Source organism: Lentzea sp. NPDC058450, from assembly GCF_042721395.1.
GTDB lineage: Bacteria > Actinomycetota > Actinomycetes > Mycobacteriales > Pseudonocardiaceae > Lentzea.
Genome location: NZ_JBHXLO010000012.1, coordinates 103,751 through 120,261, shown reverse-complemented (window position 1 = coordinate 120,261; position 16,511 = coordinate 103,751). Strand labels below are relative to the sequence as shown.

The following is a 16,511-nucleotide window of genomic DNA, read 5'->3' as shown; positions in this document are numbered from 1 at the left end:
CATGACCAGGCGACTCGCGTACGCGCAGCTGACGAACTCCATCGGGGACGGCGGTTTCCTCGTCGTCTCGGCTCTCTACTTCACGCAGGTCGTGGGCCTGAGCGCGGCCCGCGTCGGCCTCGCGCTGACGCTCGCGTGGGGTGTCGGCGCCGTCGCCGGAGTCGCGCTGGGACACGTCGCCGACCGGCTGGGTCCGCGGACCACGGCGGTCGTGCTGGCCGGCGCGACGGCGGCGAGCATCGCGATCCTGCTGTTCACGAGGAACTTCGCCGCGTTCGTGGTGGTGATGTGCCTCTACGCGAGCTTCCAGAGCGGGTTGCAGGCGTCGCGGCAGGCGTTGCTGGCGGGGCTGACGACTCCCGAGGAGCGCACGCGGGTCCGTGCGCGGATCCAGTCCACGGCCAACGCGGGCATCGCGATCGGGGCGGCGGCGGGCGGGTTCGCGTTGCACCTCGGCACCGAGGTCGCGTACACGGCCGTGTTCGTGCTCGACGTCGTCGCGTTCCTGATCGCCGCGGTCGTGCTGGGCACGTTGCCGGAGACCGTGATGACCAGGGCCAAGGGCAAGTTCGACGTGCTGAAGGACCGGCCGTACGCGCTGATCACGCTGATCAACGCGGTGATGCTCCTCTACATGCCGTTGCTCAGCCTGATCATCCCGCTGTGGATCGTGCAGCGGACCGAGGCGCCGACCTGGCTCGCGGCCGCGTTGCTGGTGCTCAACACCGCGGGCGTCGTGCTGTTCCAGGTGCGGATCGCCCGCCGTGCCACCGGGTTGGCCGAGGCCTCGGTGCTGGTGCGGCACGCCGGGCTGATCATGCTCGCGTCCTGCGCGGTGTTCGCGGTGACGGCGTTCAGCTCCGGTGCGTGGGCGGCGGCCGGACTGCTCGTCGTGGCCGCCGCGTTGCAGGTGCTGGGCGAGATGATGCTCGCCTCCGGGGCGTGGGAGATCAGCTTCTCCCTCGCGCCCGCCGACCGGCAGGGCCAGTACCAGGGCTTCTTCGCGACCGGGACGGCCGTCGCGCGCATGGTCGGCCCCGCCCTGCTCACCACCGTCGTGCTCGGCTGGGGAGCACTCGGGTGGCTCGCGGTCGGCGGGTTGTTCGTCGTGGCGGGTTACGCGATGGGACCGGCGGTGCGCTGGGCCCGTGCGAAGAACTCCACCAGCTCCGGCGCCATGACGGACGACTTGTACATGTGCGTCTGACCGGGCAGCGTCTTGTGCTCCGCTCCCACCGCCTCCGCGACGTTCTTCATGGCGTTGCGGAGGTATTCGGGGCTCTTGCCACCGTCCATCGCGAGCGTCGGCACCTTGATGTTCCACCGGTCGGCAGGGAGCTTGGAGCCGCGGCCGTCGTCGCCGAGGATCGTGAGGTCCCACGGCAGGGTGTGCGCGACGAGCTTGAGCTTCTTCCACACCGGAGTCAGCTTCATGACCGCGAGCCCGATGCCGGGCACGCCGACCATCTTCATGAACGTCGAGAGCATGCCGCCCCGGTCGCCGCGCGCGAGCATGTCGTTCATCTGCTGCACGATGTCCGCCGGGCGCGGCTTGTAGGTGTCGTCCACGACGAACGGCGCCTCGTAGAGCGCGAGCCGGGAGATGCCGGGCAGCTTCGAGGCCGCCTCCAGCGCGAGCACCGCGCCGGAGGAGACGCCGAAGACGAACGCGCTGCCGCCGGCCTCCCTGACGACCGCGTCGATGTCCTCGATCTCGCGGTCGAGCGACCACGCGGTCGCGCCGTCGCCGGTCTCGCCACGGCCGCGGCGGTCGTAGGTGTAGACGGTGAAGTTCTTGTCCAGCACCGAGGCCAGCTCGGTCGACGGACCGAACATGCGGTGGCACATCGCGCCGTCCACGAGGATCAGCGCGGGCCCCGAGCCGGTGATCGAGTAGGCGACCTCGGTGCCGTCGGCGGAAGTCGTGAAGCGCGTCATTTCTGCTCTCCCAAGGTGGTGTCGAGGAAGTCCTGCCAGTCCTGTTCGGACTCGTCGCCCTCGAAGACGTGGTGCGCGGCGATGACGGGACCGAAGAACCCGCGCATGAACCGGTAGATGGCCCTGTCGGTGCGCAGGGCGAGCGTGTGGGCGTTGCGGTGGAACTCGACGGCGTCCGGCAGCTTCTCGGCGACGGCCGCGTCGAGCTTCTTCCAGGCCTCGTCCCAGTCACTGATCATCGGGCCGAAGACCGTGAGCGGACGGGCCGTGCGGCCGGGGAAGTGCGTGAGGTACTCCAGCAGCGTGCGGCGGAACAGCGCGCCGCCGAGCGTCATGGCCTCGAACTCGTCGGCCCAGTCGTCGCCGGGAAGGAAGCCGCTCGTGACCATGCGCAGCACCGTGCTGGCGTGCTCGCGGCCCTCGACGAGGAACTCGTAGGCGACGAACCGGCCGTCAGGCGCCTTGCCGGAGTCGTAGGCGAAGTGCCTGAGCCGTTCCTCGGCGGTGATCTCGCTGGTCGGCCGGTAGCCGCCGAAGGCCATCCTGACCTGGCCGTTCTCGACCTCGTTGCGGCCCATGAACCACGAGTCGATGCCGGGGCCGGTGGCGATGGCCGTCCACACGTCCTCGACGGACGCCGGCACCTCGATCTCGTCGGTGCTCCTGAACTCGTGGCCCATCAGCTCTCCCCTTGCTCGGTTCGTGGATGGTCCCATCCTGCTCCCGACGATTCTCTTCGTCAAGACAGTGAACCTAGTCTTGACAAAAAAAGTTGTCGGTGATTCGGTGATGAGGCACCCGAGACCTCCTGGAGGAACCCCATGTCCCGCATCGCCTGTGGCGTCGTCGCCGGTCCGCTCTACCTCGTCGTCGGGTACGCCCAGGCGTTCACCCGTGAGGGCTTCGACCTGGCGCAACATCCGTTCAGCATGCTGAGCCTCGGCTCGCTCGGCTGGATCCAGATCGCGAACTTCGTCGTCAGCGGCGCGCTGTTCGTGGTCGCCGCCACGGGCATGGCGCGGTTCTCGAAGTGGGGAGCGCGGCTGATCGGCCTGATGGGGGTGGGGATGATCCTCGGCGGTGTCTTCGTCGCCGATCCGGCCATGGGCTTCCCCGCCGGCGCGCCTGCCGGACCACCGGAGTCGTTGTCCTGGCACGGCGCGTTGCACGCGGTCGCGTTCGGGATCGCGATGATCGGCTGGATCGGGGCGTGCTTCGTGTTCGCGCGTAGGCTCGGAGGGTGGCTGGCGATGCTGAGCGGCCTGACGGGCGTGCTCCTGATGGTGCCGATGGCGTTCCTGGGCAACCCCGGCGGCACGGTGCTGCTGTACGTGGTCGCGACGATCGGCTGGCTGTGGACCTCGGCCGTGTCCCTGAAGCTGAGCCGGCCTGCCTTCTCGAACTGATCTGCCCGGAGTGCGGGCGCGTCACCACCGACTCGGGCGCGCCCGGTTGCCCGGCCTGTCAGACCAGCTGATGCGCGTGCATCTTGCTGATGTCGTACTGAACCCCGCAGAACGTGCACTGCAGCCCGTACCTGCTGCTGACGGTGAACAGCGGGATGAAGAAGATGGTCGGCTTCGTGTAGCGCCGGAACAGGTTGTGCGCCGACTGGTGGTGGCAGTGCCCGCACACCAGCGTCAGCATGCGCACCGTCTCGATCGTCGTCCGCCAGCCGAAAATGACCATTAGCGCTCCTGATGTCGGGTTGCACGTAAGACGCACGGCGAGGCATCTGAGTTGCGATCGGTTCGCCTTCTTCAGAAGGTGGACAGGTGGACACCCTGCTGCGGCCCTGGACCCCTGACGACGCCCCGACCATCCTCGCCGCGGCGGCCGAACCCGGGATGAGCCGCCAGTTCACCCTCCCGATCGACTCGCTCGCGGCCGCCGAGGACTGGATCGCCCTGCTCACGGCCCGCCGCGAGGACGACGTCGCCTACTCGTTCGCCGTGCTGGACTCCGGTGTCCCCGTCGGCAACGTCGCGGTGTCGAGCGTCGAACGCCGCCACCTCACCGGGTGGATCTCGTACTGGACGCTGGAATCGGCGCGGGGTCGTGGGATCGCGACGCAGGCGTGCCGGGCGGTGAGCGAGTTCGCGTTCGCGGAGCTGGAACTCTTCCGGCTGGAACTGGCGCACCGGCTGGACAACCCCGCCTCCTGCCGGGTCGCGACGGGGGCGGGGTTCGCGGTGGAGGGGGTCGAACGGGCGCGGCTGCTCTACGACGGCGTCCGCTACGACACCGAGACCCACGCGCGCCTCGCCACGGACTGAACTCCCCGCCCGGTTTCTCCCTCCCCTTCCCCTCTGTCAAGGTTCACTTCCGCCCCGTCCGGGTAGCCCGGAGTGCATGAGCGACGTGCAGGCCGAACTGCTGATGACGTTGACGAAGGTCGCCAAGGTCTTACGTGGAGCGGAGATCCCGTTCGCCCTGACCGGTGGATGTGCCGGTTACGCGCGCGGCGGACCCGTGAGCGAGCACGACGTCGATCTCCTGGTGAAGGAGGAGGACGTCAACGAGGCCGTGCGACTGCTGGTGGAGGAGGGACTGCGCGGCGCGGAGCCGCCGGAGGACTGGCTGCTGAAGGTCTACGACGGCGATTCGCTGGTGGACCTGCTCTTCCGGCCGAACGAGCGGCCGGTGACCGACGAGGTCCTCGCGATGGCCGAGGAGATGTCGGTCGGGTCCGTGATGCTGCCGGTCATGCCGGCGACGTTCGTGCTGAGCAGCAAGCTCCTCGTGCTGGACGGACATCGGTGCGACTTCAGCGAGCTGCTGCCGTTCGCACGGGCGTTGCGCGAACAGATCGACTGGGAGCAGGTGCGTGAGGAGACCAAGGACTCTCCTTACGCCGAAGCGTTTCTGATGCTCATCGAACGTCTCGACATCATCGGGAGGGGCCATGAGTTCCGAGCAGTACCTGGCGGCAAATCTGCGTAGGGCGGTGGCCGAGGACCCGCGGACCGCCGAGCTGGGAGTGCGCGTCACCGTGCGCGGTGATCACGTGATGCTCTCCGGCGACGTGGCGTGCGCGGACCGCCGAGCCGCGCTGGAGGAGGTCCTGCACGAGGCCGCCCCCGAACTGACGATCTTCAACGATGTGCGCGTGACACCTGCGGGCGAGCCGGAGGGTGAGGAGGACCTGCGATGATCCGGGTTGCTGCGGTCGGGGACATCCACCTCGGCGAGGACATGCGCGGGCACCTCCGGCCGGCGCTCGAGAAGGTCGGCGAGCACGCGGACGTCCTGCTGCTGGCCGGCGACCTGACCCGGCACGGCACCGTCGCCGAGGCCGAGGTCGTCGCGGACGAGTTCGCGGACCTGCCGGTGCCCGTCGTCGCCGTCCTGGGCAACCACGACCACCACGACGACAAGCCGCTCGAAGTCACCAAGACGTTGCAGGACAAGGGCATCCACGTGCTGGAGGGCACGACGTTCACCCACCGCGCCCACGGCCGTTCGATCGGCATCGCGGGTGTGAAGGGGTTCGGCGGCGGTTTCGCCGGCAAGTGCGGCAGCGCGTTCGGCGAGCGCGAGATGAAGGCGTTCATCCAGCACACCTGCGAGATCGCCGAGAACCTGCGGGGCGCACTGTCCGAACTGGACACCGACGTCAAGGTGGCGCTGACGCACTACGCGCCCGTGCCGGACACGTTGCGCGGCGAACCGCCGGAGATCTACCCGTTCCTCGGCTCGTACCTGCTCGGCGAGGCGATCGACGCCACCGGCACGCACCTCGCCGTGCACGGCCACGCGCACTTCGGCACCGAGCAGGGCATGACCCCCGGCGGCGTGCGCGTGCGCAACGTCGCGCAGCCGATCATCCGCTCCGCCTACACGGTCTACGTGCTGGAAGGGAACAACTGATGACCGTCGGGGACTTCGTCGTCCAAAGACTGCGTGACTGGGGTGTCCGCCAGGTCTTCGCCTATCCCGGCGACGGCATCAACGGGATCGTGGCCGCGTTCGGCAAGGCGGACAACGACCCGAAGTTCATCCAGACGCGGCACGAGGAGATGGCCGCGTTCGCCGCCGTGGGCTTCGCGAAGTTCAGCGGCGACGTCGGCGTGTGCCTCGCGACCAGCGGCCCCGGCGCGATCCACCTGCTCAACGGCCTGTACGACGCGAAGCTCGACCACGTGCCGGTCGTCGCGATCGTCGGTCAGACCGCCCGCACCGCGCAGGGCGGCAGCTACCAGCAGGAGGTCGACCTGCACTCGCTGTTCCGCGACGTCGCCTCCTACCTGGTCGACGTGACGGTGCCGGAGCAGCTGCCGAACGCGCTGGACCGGGCGATGCGCACGGCCGCGGCCGACCGCGCGCCGGCCGTGCTGATCATCCCGAACGACGTGCAGGAGCAGGAGTACGCGGCGCCGAAGCACGAGTTCAAGTACATCCCGTCGAGCCCGCCGTCCCGGCCGATCTCGTCCGTGGTGCCCGCTCCGGAGGAGGTCGAACGCGCGGCCGAGGTGCTCAACAGCGGTGAGAAGGTCGCCGTGCTGATCGGTCAGGGCGCCCGCGAGGCCGCCGACGAGGTGCGCGCGCTGGCCGAGATCCTGGGGGCGGGCGTCGCGAAGGCGTTGCTGGGCAAAGACGTGCTGCCCGACGACCTGCCGTACGTGACGGGCTCGATCGGCCTGCTCGGCACCCGGCCGTCGTACGAGATGATGCGCGACTGCGACACGGTGCTGATCATCGGCTCGAACTTCCCGTACTCGCAGTACCTGCCGAAGTTCGGGGCCGCGCGGGGCGTGCAGATCGACCTCGACGGCCGGGTGATCGGCATGCGCTACCCGACCGAGGTGAACCTGGTCGGCGACGCGGGCGCGACCCTGCGCACGCTGATCCCGTTGCTGGAGCGCAAGACCGACCGCTCGTGGCGCGAGACGATCGAGTCGAACGTCGCGCGCTGGTGGGAGGTCGTGGAACGGCAGGCGCAGGTGCCGGCCGACCCGGTCAACCCGATGCGGATCGTCTCCGAGCTCTCGAAACGCCTGCCGCACAACGCGATCGTCACCGCGGACTCCGGTTCGGCGACGAACTGGTACGCCCGGCTGCTCAAGATCCGCGGCGGCGTGCGGTCGTCGTTGTCCGGCACTTTGGCCACGATGGGGTGCGCTGTTCCCTATGCGCTGGGCGCCTCCTTCGCGCAGCCCAACCGGCCGTTGATCGCGTTGGTCGGCGATGGCGCGATGCAGATGAACGGCATGGCGGAGTTGTTGACACTGCGGAGATACGGCGTTCGTTGCGTCGTGTGCGTGTTCCACAACAACGACCTCAACCAGGTCACCTGGGAGCTGCGCGCCATGGGCGGCGCACCGAAGTTCGAGGAGTCGCAAACACTTCCGGACATCTCCTACGCCGCGTTCGCCCGTTCCATCGGCCTGCAGGGCATCGAGGTCAACGACCCGGCGTCGCTGAGCACCGCCTGGGAGACCGCGCTCGCGTTCGACGGCTCGACCGTGCTCGACGTGCGCTGCGACCCGAACGTGCCGCCGATCCCGCCGCACGCGACGTTCGAGCAGATCAAGGACATGACCGAGGCCGTGCTGCGCGGCGACCCGGACGCCTGGGACCTGATGACGCGCGGCCTCAAGACCAAGATCCAGGAGCTGCTGCCGTGATCACCGGCTACTTCCTCTCGTCAGAAGAACACGGCCCGCGCGAGCTCGTCCAGCACGCCCGCCTGGCCTCGGACCACGGCTTCGAGTCGTTGTGGATCTCCGATCACTACCACCCGTGGAACGCCGAGCAGGGCCAGTCCCCGTTCGTCTGGGGCACGATCGGCGCGCTGTCCGAGGCCGTCACCCTGCCGATCACCACGGCCGTGACGTGCCCGACCGTCCGCATCCACCCGGCCGTCATCGCCCAGGCCGCCGCGACCGCCGCGGTCCAGACCGAAGGCCGCTTCGTCCTCGGCGTCGGCAGCGGCGAAGCCCTGAACGAACACGTGCTGGGCGACCACTGGCCGTCCGCCGACGTGCGGCTGGAGATGCTGGAGGAGGCCATCGCCCTGATCCGCACGCTCCACCAGGGCGAGGAGGTCACCCACCACGGCAAGCACTACACGGTGGAGAACGCCCGCCTCTACACCGTCCCCGAACGCCCGGTGCCGATCTACGTCTCGGCGTTCGGCCCGAAGGCCGTGCGGCTGGCGGCCCGCTGCGGTGACGGCTACGTGTCGGTGGGACCGGCCGGCGACCTGGTCTCCCGGTATCGCGCGGAAGGCGGCCGCGGTCCGGCGCAGAGCGGCCTGAAGGTGTGCTGGGCGGAGTCCGAGGAGGACGCCGTCGCCACGGCACACCGGTTGTGGCCCAACGACGGCCTGCCGGGCGAGCTCGCCCAGGTGCTGCCGACGCCGCGCCACTTCGAGCAGGCGTCGCAGCTCGTCACGCCGGAGATGATCGCCTCGGCGATCCCGTGCGGTCCCGATCCGGAGAGGTACGCCGAGAAGGTCCGGGAGTTCGCCGAAGCCGGGTTCGACGAGGTGTACGTGCAGCAGATCGGGCCGCAACAGCAGGAGTTCTTCGAGTTCTGGGCCAAGGAAGTCGTGCCGCTGCTCGACGACTGACGACTAGGGTGGCGGCATGACCAACCGAAAGGGCCATGCCGCGTAGGCGCCCCGTCCGCGCCCAGCGGACCCGCAGGTCGATCCCACAGGTGGCCAGGGTGTCCGCGGCCACGGCACGTTCCATCGCCACGGTCGAGCGTGAGCACTTCGATCCAGGTGCCGTCGCCCGCGCGCTCGCCATCTGGACCCGATTCGTGCACGGCCCGATCCGCCCCCAGCTACGACAACGCGGACCTCCGCGCCATGCTCACCGTGCAGTGAAAAGCGCGGCGGGACAGAAGTCCCACCGCGCTCCTCATGGCGACGCGACCACCTTCTCGGGCCGTCGACCGCCGCCTAGGCGAGGATCTCGCCGACCGTGCCGGCACCCACGGTCTTGCCGCCCTCGCGGATCGCGAAGCCCAGTCCGGTGTCCATCGCCACCGCCTTGCCCAGCTCCACGGTGACCTCGACGGTGTCTCCTGGCAGGGCCAGCGTCCTGTCGAGCTCCACCACGCCGACGACGTCGCCGGTGCGGAAGTGGAACTGCGGGCGGTAGTTCGTCGCGATACCGGTGTGCCTGCCGCCCTCGGCGTGCGAGAGCAGGTACACCGTCGCGCGGAACCTGGTGTGCGGCGCGACGCTGCCGGGCAGGGCCAGGACCTGGCCTCGCCGGACGTCGCCGCGCTTCACACCGCGCAGCAGGATCGCGGCGTTGTCTCCCGCCTGCGCCTGCCGCATGGGCTTGCCGAACGTCTCGATGCCGGTGGCGACCGAGGTCACCGCGTCGCCGAGACCGAGCACCTCGACCGCGTCGCCGAGGCCGAGCACGCCGCGTTCGACCGCGCCGGTCACGACGGTGCCGCGGCCGGTGATGGTCAGGACGTTCTCGATCGGCATCAGGAACGGGCCGGTGACGTCCCGCTCGGGCACCGGGACGTGCTCGTCCACGGCGTCGAGCAGGTCGACCACCGACTGCGTCCACACCGGGTCGCCCTGGAGCGCGCGCAGGCCGGAGACGCGGACGACCGGGGTCGCGTCGCCGTCGAAGCCGTACTGGGAGAGCAGGTCGCGTATCTCCAGCTCCACCAGGTCGAGCAGCTCCGGGTCGGTCACCGCGTCGGCCTTGTTCAACGCCACCACGACGTAGGGCACGCCCACCCGGTGGGCGAGCACGACGTGCTCACGCGTCTGCGGCATCGTGCCGTCCTCCGCGGACACCACGAGGATCGCGCCGTCCAGCTGCGCCGCGCCCGTGATCATGTTCTTCACGTAGTCGGCGTGGCCGGGCATGTCGACGTGGGCGTAGTGCCGCGTCGGCGTCTCGTACTCGACGTGCGCGATGTTGATCGTGATGCCGCGGGCCAGCTCCTCCGGCGCCCGGTCGATCCGGTCGAACGCTGTGAAGGTCGTGCCCGAAGGGTCCTTTTCGGACAGAACCTTGGTGATGGCCGCGGTCAGCGTGGTCTTGCCGTGGTCGACGTGCCCCATGGTGCCGATGTTGAGGTGCGGCTTGGCGCGCACGAACTCCTGCTTCATCTTCCTGTGTCCTCAAGGCGAACGGTGGCTCAGAACCGTGGACCGCTACCACCCTCCTCCAGTGGTCCTGAAGGATGGACTGGAGAAGGGTCAGCGTCGCGCGCCGTTCAGCTGTGCCGAGGCGACGGCGAGCGCGTCCGCGGGAACACCCGCGCACGTGTGCAGCTCAGCCGTCAGGAACATGCGGTGATCGTGACAGGCGGTCTAGACCGCTGTCACCCCATTTTCCGCGAGCTCGATCAACGCCCGCGCGGCCGGGCTGTGCGGGCCGGCCGCACGCCACGCGAACGCGAGCCTGCTGTGCGGCACGGGATCGGTGATCCGCACGGGGTGCAGGTCGCCGGCCATCGACGCCGCGAGGATCGCCGGGCCGAGCCCGCGCTCCGCCAGCGTGACCACCATCGGCGGAGCGGACGCCTCGAACGCGATCCGCGGCCGGCGCGCACCGCAGGCCGCGTCCAGCGCCCCGCGCAACCCCGTGCCCGGCGGCAGGCTGATCAGCCCGCGCTCCAGCAGTTCGCCCACCGGCACGGACTCCCTGCCGTACCAGGGATCTGCCGCACACACGGCCGCCACCAGCGGCTCATCGGCCAGCACCCGGACGGCCAGCCCTTCCGGAACTTCACCCGCGTACCCGACCAGGGCGAAGTCCAGCGAACCGTCCACAAGGGACGTGACGAGCGCGTCGGAGTTGGCCTCCGACAACGTGATCTCGACAGCGGGGAACGAGGTGTGGAACGCGGAGAGCAGCTCAGGCATGTCCATGATCCCGCACGACACGACCATCCCGACGCGCACGGACCCGCGCACCAGCCCGGCCATCTCCTCCACGGTCCGCCGCGCCGACTCCACCGACCCCAGCGCCGCCCGGGCCAGCGGCAGCACGGCCGCGCCCACGTCCGTCAGCGTCACCACCCGCCCGGACCGGTCCAGCAGGTCGTGCCCGAGCTCCCGCTCCAGCCGCCGGATCTGCGCGCTCACCCCGGGCTGCGCGACGTGCACCCGTTCCGCCGCCCGCGTGAACGACCCCGACTCCGCGACCGCCACGAAGTACTCCAGCTGCCGAAGCTCCATAACCAACGATTATAGAAGCCAGCACAACTAGATCTTGGACATATACTCGCAGCTCACGCACCCTGGAGTTATGCAGATCTTCTACCCCGGTGACCCCGGCTACGACGAGGAACGCAGCGGTTTCCAGACCGGACTCCGCCACGAACCTCAGGTGGTCTTCGCCGTGGAGAGCGTCCAAGACGTCGAGGAGGCTGTCCGCCACGCCGAGGACCACGGCCTCGAGTACGCGATCCAGACCACCGGCCACGGCCTGACCACCGCCACCACCGGCGTCCTCATCTCGACCAGGCGCCTGAACGGGGTTCAGATCGACCCCGCGACCAGGACCGCCAGGGTCGAGGCGGGCGCGGTGTGGCACCAGGTGATCGAGCAGGCGGCGGACCACGGCCTCGCCCCGCTGAGCGGCGACGCGAGCGACGTCGGGGTCGTCGGCTACACCCTCGGCGGCGGGTTCAGCGTGCTGGCAAGGGAGTTCGGCCTCGCGAGCGACCGCGTGACCAGGACCGAGAAGGTCGGCGAGGTCGTCACCGCGCTGGAGTTCGAGCTCCTGCCGATCGAGAACGTCCACGCCGGCGAACTGTTCTTCGCGGCCGAGCACGCGGAACGCGTCTTGGAGGCGTTCCAAGGCTGGGACCTGCCGGACCACGTCACCCCGGCGTTCACCACCCTCGGCGACGTCGTGCGCGTCACCTTCGCGAGCACCCGACCGTTCGACATCGGACCGCTCCGCGTCGCCCCCGTGCTGAAGGAGGAGTTCGGCGTCAGGCCGTTCGCGCAGGCAGCGGGCAGGCCACTGCCGCCGCACGCCTACCAGGGCGACAACGTCCTCCTGAAGGACGTGCCCTTGGAAGCGCTCCAACGTGCGCTGGCGACAGCGGAATCATCGAGCACGGACATCTTCTTCGGCCTCCTCCCGCTCGGCGGCGCGCTCGGCACCGGCGCGACGCACCTGCTCAAGCTCATCTCCCCGCACCTCGGCGTCGAGCGGCAGCACGAAGAGGTGTTCGACCAGGCCCGACCGTTCGTGGTCGGACGTTCGCGCAACTTCCGCTACGCCGCCAGGTAGGTTGTGGGAGGCAGGCAACGGCCGTAACGTCGGGGACGCAGCCGGGTTCAACAGCGTGCTCGGAGTCCGAGTCTCGTGCGCTTCGGCCACCGGGGAGTGCTGGTGAACGAAGAAGAGTTCCAGGAAGCACCGCTGCTCACAGCACGTGCCACGGAAGTGGCCGGAGTGGTGGTCATCGCGGTGGAGGGGGAGATCGACGTCGACACGGCCGACGTCGTGCTGGACGCCGTTCAGCTCGGTTTCGCCACCGCGGGTCCTGCCCTCGTCGCCGACCTCACGCTGGTCAGCTTTTTCGGCTCGACGGGGATCTCGACGCTGATCAGCGCACATGAGCTGGCCGAGAAGCAGAACAAGAAGCTGCACGTCGTCGCGCCGCAGCGCGCCGTGCGGAGACCGTTGCAGGTCACGGGCGTCGCGGACGTCCTCAGGCTGCACGACTCCGTCGACGAGGCGCTGTCGGCGCTGAAACCGGTGCCCACCGAGTAGGCACCGGTCCCGTGTTCACCCGGCCAGGTCGACCAGCTTCGGCACGACCTCGCCGGGGGCGGGCATGGCGGCGATCTCCGCCTTGATGGTCGCGTTCGCCGCCTTGACGTCGTTGTCCCGCAACAACTTCCGCGCCAGCTCGTGCAGCGCGTCCGAGGTGAAGTCCTCGCCGACGAGCCGGTCACCCAGCCGGGTGTCCCGCACGATGTCGGCGTTGCGGAACTGGTCGGCGCCCTGCGGCAGCACGAGTTGCGTCAGGCCGTTCGTCATCGCGGCGACCGTGGTGCCGGCGCCGCCGTGGTGCACCACGAGATCCGCGTGCGCGAGCAGATCCGCCTGGGGCACCCACGGCAGCACGTGCACGTTGCCCGGCACGTCGGTCAGCGCGGACGGGTCGACCTGCGGCCCCGTCGCGACGAGCACCTCGGCGTCGAGCCCGGAGAGGCCCGCGACGGCGGTCTTCAGCACGTCCGGGTTCGAGAACGCGGTGCCGAACGTGAGGTAGACGAGCGGCTTCTCGTGCGCGACGACCCAATCGGGCAATTCGCCCGGTTCCGCGAACGGAACGGGTCGCATCGGAATGCGATCCACATCCGAAAGAAAGTCCAGGTCCTGCAAAGACGGCGGGAAGACGTCCAGATAAGTCGATCCGAGTCCGTAATGATGCCCATCAGGCAAGGTGATGCCGAGTTCGGCGACGTACTCCAAAAGGAGGTCGCTCATTGCCTCCGGAACGAGGTCTCCGTCCATCTTGCCGAATCCGTGGCACACCGCCGGGATGCCCGCGCGCATCGCCGCGAGGCCCGCGCCGGGGTTGATCAGCTCGAAGACGACGAGGTCCGGCTTGTCCCGCTCGAGCACCGGCTCCAGATCGTTCACGAACGCCCTGGGCAGCAGCGATCCGAACGCGTCGACGGCCGTCTGGCGCAGCATGTCGCGCCGGAACTCGCCCGTGCCGTGCAGTTCGTTGGCCTGGCGGAACGCGTCCCAGATGCTGATGCCCGCGTCGACCACCGTCAGGCCGAGCTTTTCCACCGTCGCGTGGAATCCTCCGTCGACGGCGTAGAGAACGTCGTGTCCCTGCTCGCGGGCGGCGATCGCGAGCGGAAGTATCGGATACACGTGTCCGTGCGAGCCCAGGCTCGAAAAGAGAATGCGCACGCGGACACATTAGGTGCTCACCGAATGGTTCGGGAGTCATTCGCGTAAATCTTGACCCCGATGCAGGACACTTTCCCACCGATCGGCGACATCGGCCGGTGAGGGCATGGCGGCGATCTCGGCGCGCACCTCGCCGGACGCCCGCTGGAGCTTCGCGTCCTCGATCAGGGCGGTCAGCAGGTCTGGCGTCACCTCGCGCGGCTCGGCCCGCAGCCCCGCCCCACGACCCGTGATCGCCGTCGCGTGCGCGGTCCGGTCACCCGGCCCCGGCTCGACGAGTTGGGGCACCCCGGCCGCGAGCGCGCCGAGCAGCGTCCCCGCGCCGCCGTGGTGCACGATCCCGTCGCAGAACGGCAGCACCCGAGGGATCGGCACCCACCCGACGGTCCGCACGTTCTCCGGCAGCCCGCCGGTCCGGTCAGGACGCACCAGCACGAACTCGGCGTCCACCCGTTCGGCCGCCTTCACCACCGCCGCCATCATCCGCCCGGCGCCGGGACCTGGCGCGGTGCTCCGGCTGACCAGGATGCGCGGCCTCCCGGACGGCCCGGCGAGCCAGTCGGGCACCTCGCCGTCCCCGCTGTACGGCACGAACCGCATCGGCTCACCCCCGGCGAACTCCGCGAGCGACGCCGGTGCCGTGCGCAGAACCGTTGCGGGAGAACGCACTTCGGCCTTCATCCGCGCGCCGACCGCCGCCGTCAGCTCCAGCCCGTCGAACAACGACACGTCGTGCACCACCGACGGCACGCCCAGCGCGGACCCGGCGGCGGCCAGCGGCTCGTGCACCACGACGTCCGGCCGCCACCGATCGGCGAGCGCGCGCAACGGCGCCGTCATGGCGTCCCCGACCGCGCCGAAGAGGCGTGACACGAAGTCGAGCCGGCCGCTGCCGCGCAGTTCCCTCTTGGCCACCAACGGATGCGTCAGCATGATGCGCAGCGCGATGGGTCCGAAGCGGACGTTCGCCGGCACGACGTCCTCGACCGGCAGTCCCGAATCGGCGACCCGCAACGCCTCGCCGCCCGTGGCGACGACGACCTCGTGGCCCGCCTCGCGCAACGCCAGCGCCAGCGGCATCACCGGGAAGACGTGACCGAGGAGGGGAGCGGCGACCACGAGAACACGCATACCTCCACGTTAACCCTCGTTCAGGGCTCCACGAGCCGGCGCACCGCGTCCTCGACGGTCTGCCGGCGCACCACGTGGTCCGAGCTCGACGGCGCCGACGCCCACATCGAGGCGATCGCCTGCACGAGCTGCAGCATCTGCTCGGCGGCGAACCGCGTGGACACCAGCCCCAGCTCCTGAGCCGACCTGATCGCCTCGACGTCCGCGGCCCGGCTCACCGCCCCGCGCCGCTCCAGCCGTTGCCACGTCGCGAGCCGGGCGAGCTCGGGGTGCTGGTGCTGCAGGTCGTACAGCCGGGCCGCGTAGCCCGGCAGGTCGAAGGCGTCGAACTCCACCGACGACGCGTGCACCACCTCGGACTGCACGGCGTCGAACAGCTCGTCCTTGCCGCCGTAGTAGGTGTAGGCGAGACCCGCGGAACACCGGGCGATGCGGGCGATGCGTTCCATCCGCGCCCCGGCGATCCCGTAGGCGGCGAACTCGACGAACGCGGCGTCCAGCAACCGGCGGCGGGTGCGTTCCCGATCGCGGCTGGGCATGGATTCAGGCTATGGCGAAAGGGCCGCGCCCCGAAGAGCGCGGCCCCAAGCTGCCTCAAGCAGTTACCTCAAGCAGGTGCCTCGAACAGAGTCACTTGGCCATGTCGAACCAGTTGAAGCCCTCGACCATCTGCCGGGTCGTGTCGCTGACGTAGCGCGGGCCGGTGAGCTCCCAGCGCGTCACCGTGCGGTAGGTGCCGGGCTGCTGCGACTCGTCCTCGCGGGTGTCCTCGTCGTCCTTGACCGGCACGTACTCGTTGAGGACCTTCTTGGTCAGCGTGACGTCGAGCGACTCGTAGGCGGACTGGGTGTAGAGGTAGTTGCCCTGGCCGCTGTCGCCCGCGCGGCCCGGGTCGGCGAGCTTGAGCTGGATGGTGTTGCCGTTGAACGACCCGGTGGCCGACACGACCGTGACGATGTGACCGCCGCTGCGCTGCAACGACCCGGTCGTGGGGCCCGCCTTGTAGCGGCCGTAGACCAGCTGGATCGGGCCCTCGTTGAGCTTCTTGGCGAGCTCACCGCCGAAGTCGCTGACGTCGTTGGTGCTCACCACGCCCGTGGAGGTGCTCCAACCGGCGTCGCGGGCGGGCTTGGTGGCGATGTCCCACGCCTTGCGGAGGTTCGTGAGGTTGGTGCCGCCGTTGTACTTCGAGTCCACGCCGATGCGCCAGATCGAGTTCGTGATGACGCTGAAGTCGGCCGGGTCCTTCGGATCGAGGTTGCCGACCTTCGTGGTCAGCCAGCCGACCGGGGCGTTCTTCTCGTGGCCCCAGTAGTGCAGGACGTTGTAGAGGGAGGCGGGCCCGCAGTAGGCGTTGCCGTTGCTCTCCAGGCCGGCGCGGTGCTGGTCCACGTCGCTGACGCCGCACTTCTTGACGTTGAACTGCGGCCCGACGAGGTCGGAGGCGCCGACGCACGGGGCGGGCGTGCCGATGATCGGGTCGGCCATCGCGGTGGCGGGAGCGACGACGGCGGTCAGAGCGGCGGCGGCGATGAGAGCGTTGCGGATCATTTCGGTGTCCCC

The 16,511-nt window shown here is 69.6% G+C and carries 19 protein-coding genes; 10 read left to right on the top strand and 9 right to left on the bottom strand.

Features of this window, described 5'->3' with window-relative positions; translation table 11 throughout:
- The first annotated feature begins 1 nt into the window (after position 1).
- Positions 2 to 1,207: an MFS transporter gene (locus tag ACFWNN_RS20290; RefSeq protein WP_382441464.1), complete on the top strand. Its 1,206-nt coding sequence runs from the start codon at positions 2 to 4 to the stop codon at positions 1,205 to 1,207.
- Here ACFWNN_RS20290 and ACFWNN_RS20285 read toward each other — a convergent pair.
- On the bottom strand, positions 1,117 to 1,938 hold the full coding sequence (locus ACFWNN_RS20285) for an alpha/beta fold hydrolase (protein WP_382441463.1): 822 nt from the start codon (positions 1,936 to 1,938) through the stop codon (positions 1,117 to 1,119). The two genes, ACFWNN_RS20290 and ACFWNN_RS20285, sit on opposite strands and share 91 nt — an antisense overlap.
- Positions 1,935 to 2,618, bottom strand: a complete 684-nt coding sequence (locus tag ACFWNN_RS20280) for an SRPBCC domain-containing protein (protein WP_382441462.1) — start codon at positions 2,616 to 2,618, stop codon at positions 1,935 to 1,937. The genes ACFWNN_RS20285 and ACFWNN_RS20280 overlap by 4 nt, the downstream gene beginning before the upstream one ends.
- A gap of 141 nt (positions 2,619 to 2,759) precedes the next feature.
- Here ACFWNN_RS20280 and ACFWNN_RS20275 point away from each other — a divergent pair, with 141 nt between their 5' ends.
- Positions 2,760 to 3,344: a DUF998 domain-containing protein gene (locus tag ACFWNN_RS20275; RefSeq protein WP_382441461.1), complete on the top strand. Its 585-nt coding sequence runs from the start codon at positions 2,760 to 2,762 to the stop codon at positions 3,342 to 3,344.
- 58 nt (positions 3,345 to 3,402) lie between these two features.
- Here ACFWNN_RS20275 and ACFWNN_RS20270 read toward each other — a convergent pair whose 3' ends face one another.
- The gene (locus ACFWNN_RS20270; protein ID WP_382441460.1) at positions 3,403 to 3,627 is read right to left on the bottom strand and encodes a zinc-ribbon domain-containing protein; all 225 of its coding nucleotides are present in this window, start codon (positions 3,625 to 3,627) and stop codon (positions 3,403 to 3,405) included.
- Between the two features lie 86 nt (positions 3,628 to 3,713).
- Between ACFWNN_RS20270 and ACFWNN_RS20265 the strand changes: the two genes are divergently transcribed.
- From ACFWNN_RS20265 to ACFWNN_RS20240, 6 genes are all read left to right on the top strand, one after another.
- The gene (locus ACFWNN_RS20265) at positions 3,714 to 4,214 is read left to right on the top strand and encodes a GNAT family N-acetyltransferase (protein ID WP_382441459.1); all 501 of its coding nucleotides are present in this window, start codon (positions 3,714 to 3,716) and stop codon (positions 4,212 to 4,214) included.
- 76 nt (positions 4,215 to 4,290) lie between these two features.
- Positions 4,291 to 4,881, top strand: a complete 591-nt coding sequence (locus ACFWNN_RS20260; protein ID WP_382441458.1) for a nucleotidyltransferase family protein — start codon at positions 4,291 to 4,293, stop codon at positions 4,879 to 4,881.
- Positions 4,844 to 5,092 carry a BON domain-containing protein gene (locus tag ACFWNN_RS20255; RefSeq protein WP_093592439.1) on the top strand — a complete coding sequence of 83 codons (249 nt, stop codon included), beginning with the start codon at positions 4,844 to 4,846 and terminating at the stop codon, positions 5,090 to 5,092. Before ACFWNN_RS20260 ends, ACFWNN_RS20255 begins: the two co-directional genes overlap by 38 nt.
- Entirely contained in the window at positions 5,089 to 5,808 is a 720-nt protein-coding gene (locus ACFWNN_RS20250) for a metallophosphoesterase (protein WP_382441457.1), read from the top strand. Before ACFWNN_RS20255 ends, ACFWNN_RS20250 begins: the two co-directional genes overlap by 4 nt.
- On the top strand, positions 5,808 to 7,565 hold the full coding sequence (locus tag ACFWNN_RS20245) for a thiamine pyrophosphate-requiring protein (protein ID WP_382441456.1): 1,758 nt from the start codon (positions 5,808 to 5,810) through the stop codon (positions 7,563 to 7,565). Before ACFWNN_RS20250 ends, ACFWNN_RS20245 begins: the two co-directional genes overlap by 1 nt.
- Positions 7,562 to 8,512, top strand: coding sequence for a TIGR03557 family F420-dependent LLM class oxidoreductase (locus ACFWNN_RS20240; protein WP_382441455.1), 951 nt, complete (start codon positions 7,562 to 7,564; stop codon positions 8,510 to 8,512). The genes ACFWNN_RS20245 and ACFWNN_RS20240 overlap by 4 nt, the downstream gene beginning before the upstream one ends.
- A gap of 336 nt (positions 8,513 to 8,848) precedes the next feature.
- Here ACFWNN_RS20240 and tuf read toward each other — a convergent pair whose 3' ends face one another.
- Positions 8,849 to 10,030 (bottom strand): elongation factor Tu, encoded by a 1,182-nt coding sequence (tuf, locus tag ACFWNN_RS20235; protein WP_382441454.1) that lies wholly within the window; start codon positions 10,028 to 10,030, stop codon positions 8,849 to 8,851.
- Between the two features lie 204 nt (positions 10,031 to 10,234).
- The gene (locus tag ACFWNN_RS20230; protein WP_382441453.1) at positions 10,235 to 11,104 is read right to left on the bottom strand and encodes a LysR family transcriptional regulator; all 870 of its coding nucleotides are present in this window, start codon (positions 11,102 to 11,104) and stop codon (positions 10,235 to 10,237) included.
- A 70-nt stretch (positions 11,105 to 11,174) separates the two neighbouring features.
- Here ACFWNN_RS20230 and ACFWNN_RS20225 point away from each other — a divergent pair, with 70 nt between their 5' ends.
- Positions 11,175 to 12,170 carry an FAD-dependent oxidoreductase gene (locus ACFWNN_RS20225; RefSeq protein ID WP_382441452.1) on the top strand — a complete coding sequence of 332 codons (996 nt, stop codon included), beginning with the start codon at positions 11,175 to 11,177 and terminating at the stop codon, positions 12,168 to 12,170.
- A 102-nt stretch (positions 12,171 to 12,272) separates the two neighbouring features.
- The gene (locus ACFWNN_RS20220) at positions 12,273 to 12,656 is read left to right on the top strand and encodes an STAS domain-containing protein (protein ID WP_382441451.1); all 384 of its coding nucleotides are present in this window, start codon (positions 12,273 to 12,275) and stop codon (positions 12,654 to 12,656) included.
- A gap of 15 nt (positions 12,657 to 12,671) precedes the next feature.
- Here ACFWNN_RS20220 and ACFWNN_RS20215 read toward each other — a convergent pair whose 3' ends face one another.
- The 4 genes from ACFWNN_RS20215 to ACFWNN_RS20200 all read right to left on the bottom strand — a co-directional run bounded on the left by ACFWNN_RS20215 (position 12,672) and on the right by ACFWNN_RS20200 (position 16,499).
- Positions 12,672 to 13,817: a glycosyltransferase gene (locus ACFWNN_RS20215; RefSeq protein WP_382441450.1), complete on the bottom strand. Its 1,146-nt coding sequence runs from the start codon at positions 13,815 to 13,817 to the stop codon at positions 12,672 to 12,674.
- Between the two features lie 36 nt (positions 13,818 to 13,853).
- Positions 13,854 to 14,948 (bottom strand): nucleotide disphospho-sugar-binding domain-containing protein, encoded by a 1,095-nt coding sequence (locus ACFWNN_RS20210; protein WP_382441449.1) that lies wholly within the window; start codon positions 14,946 to 14,948, stop codon positions 13,854 to 13,856.
- A gap of 20 nt (positions 14,949 to 14,968) precedes the next feature.
- Positions 14,969 to 15,487, bottom strand: coding sequence for a TetR family transcriptional regulator (locus ACFWNN_RS20205; RefSeq protein WP_382441448.1), 519 nt, complete (start codon positions 15,485 to 15,487; stop codon positions 14,969 to 14,971).
- A gap of 91 nt (positions 15,488 to 15,578) precedes the next feature.
- A complete protein-coding gene (locus ACFWNN_RS20200; protein ID WP_382441447.1) occupies positions 15,579 to 16,499 on the bottom strand; it encodes a hypothetical protein in 921 nt (306 codons plus the stop codon).
- Positions 16,500 to 16,511: the final 12 nt, after the last annotated feature.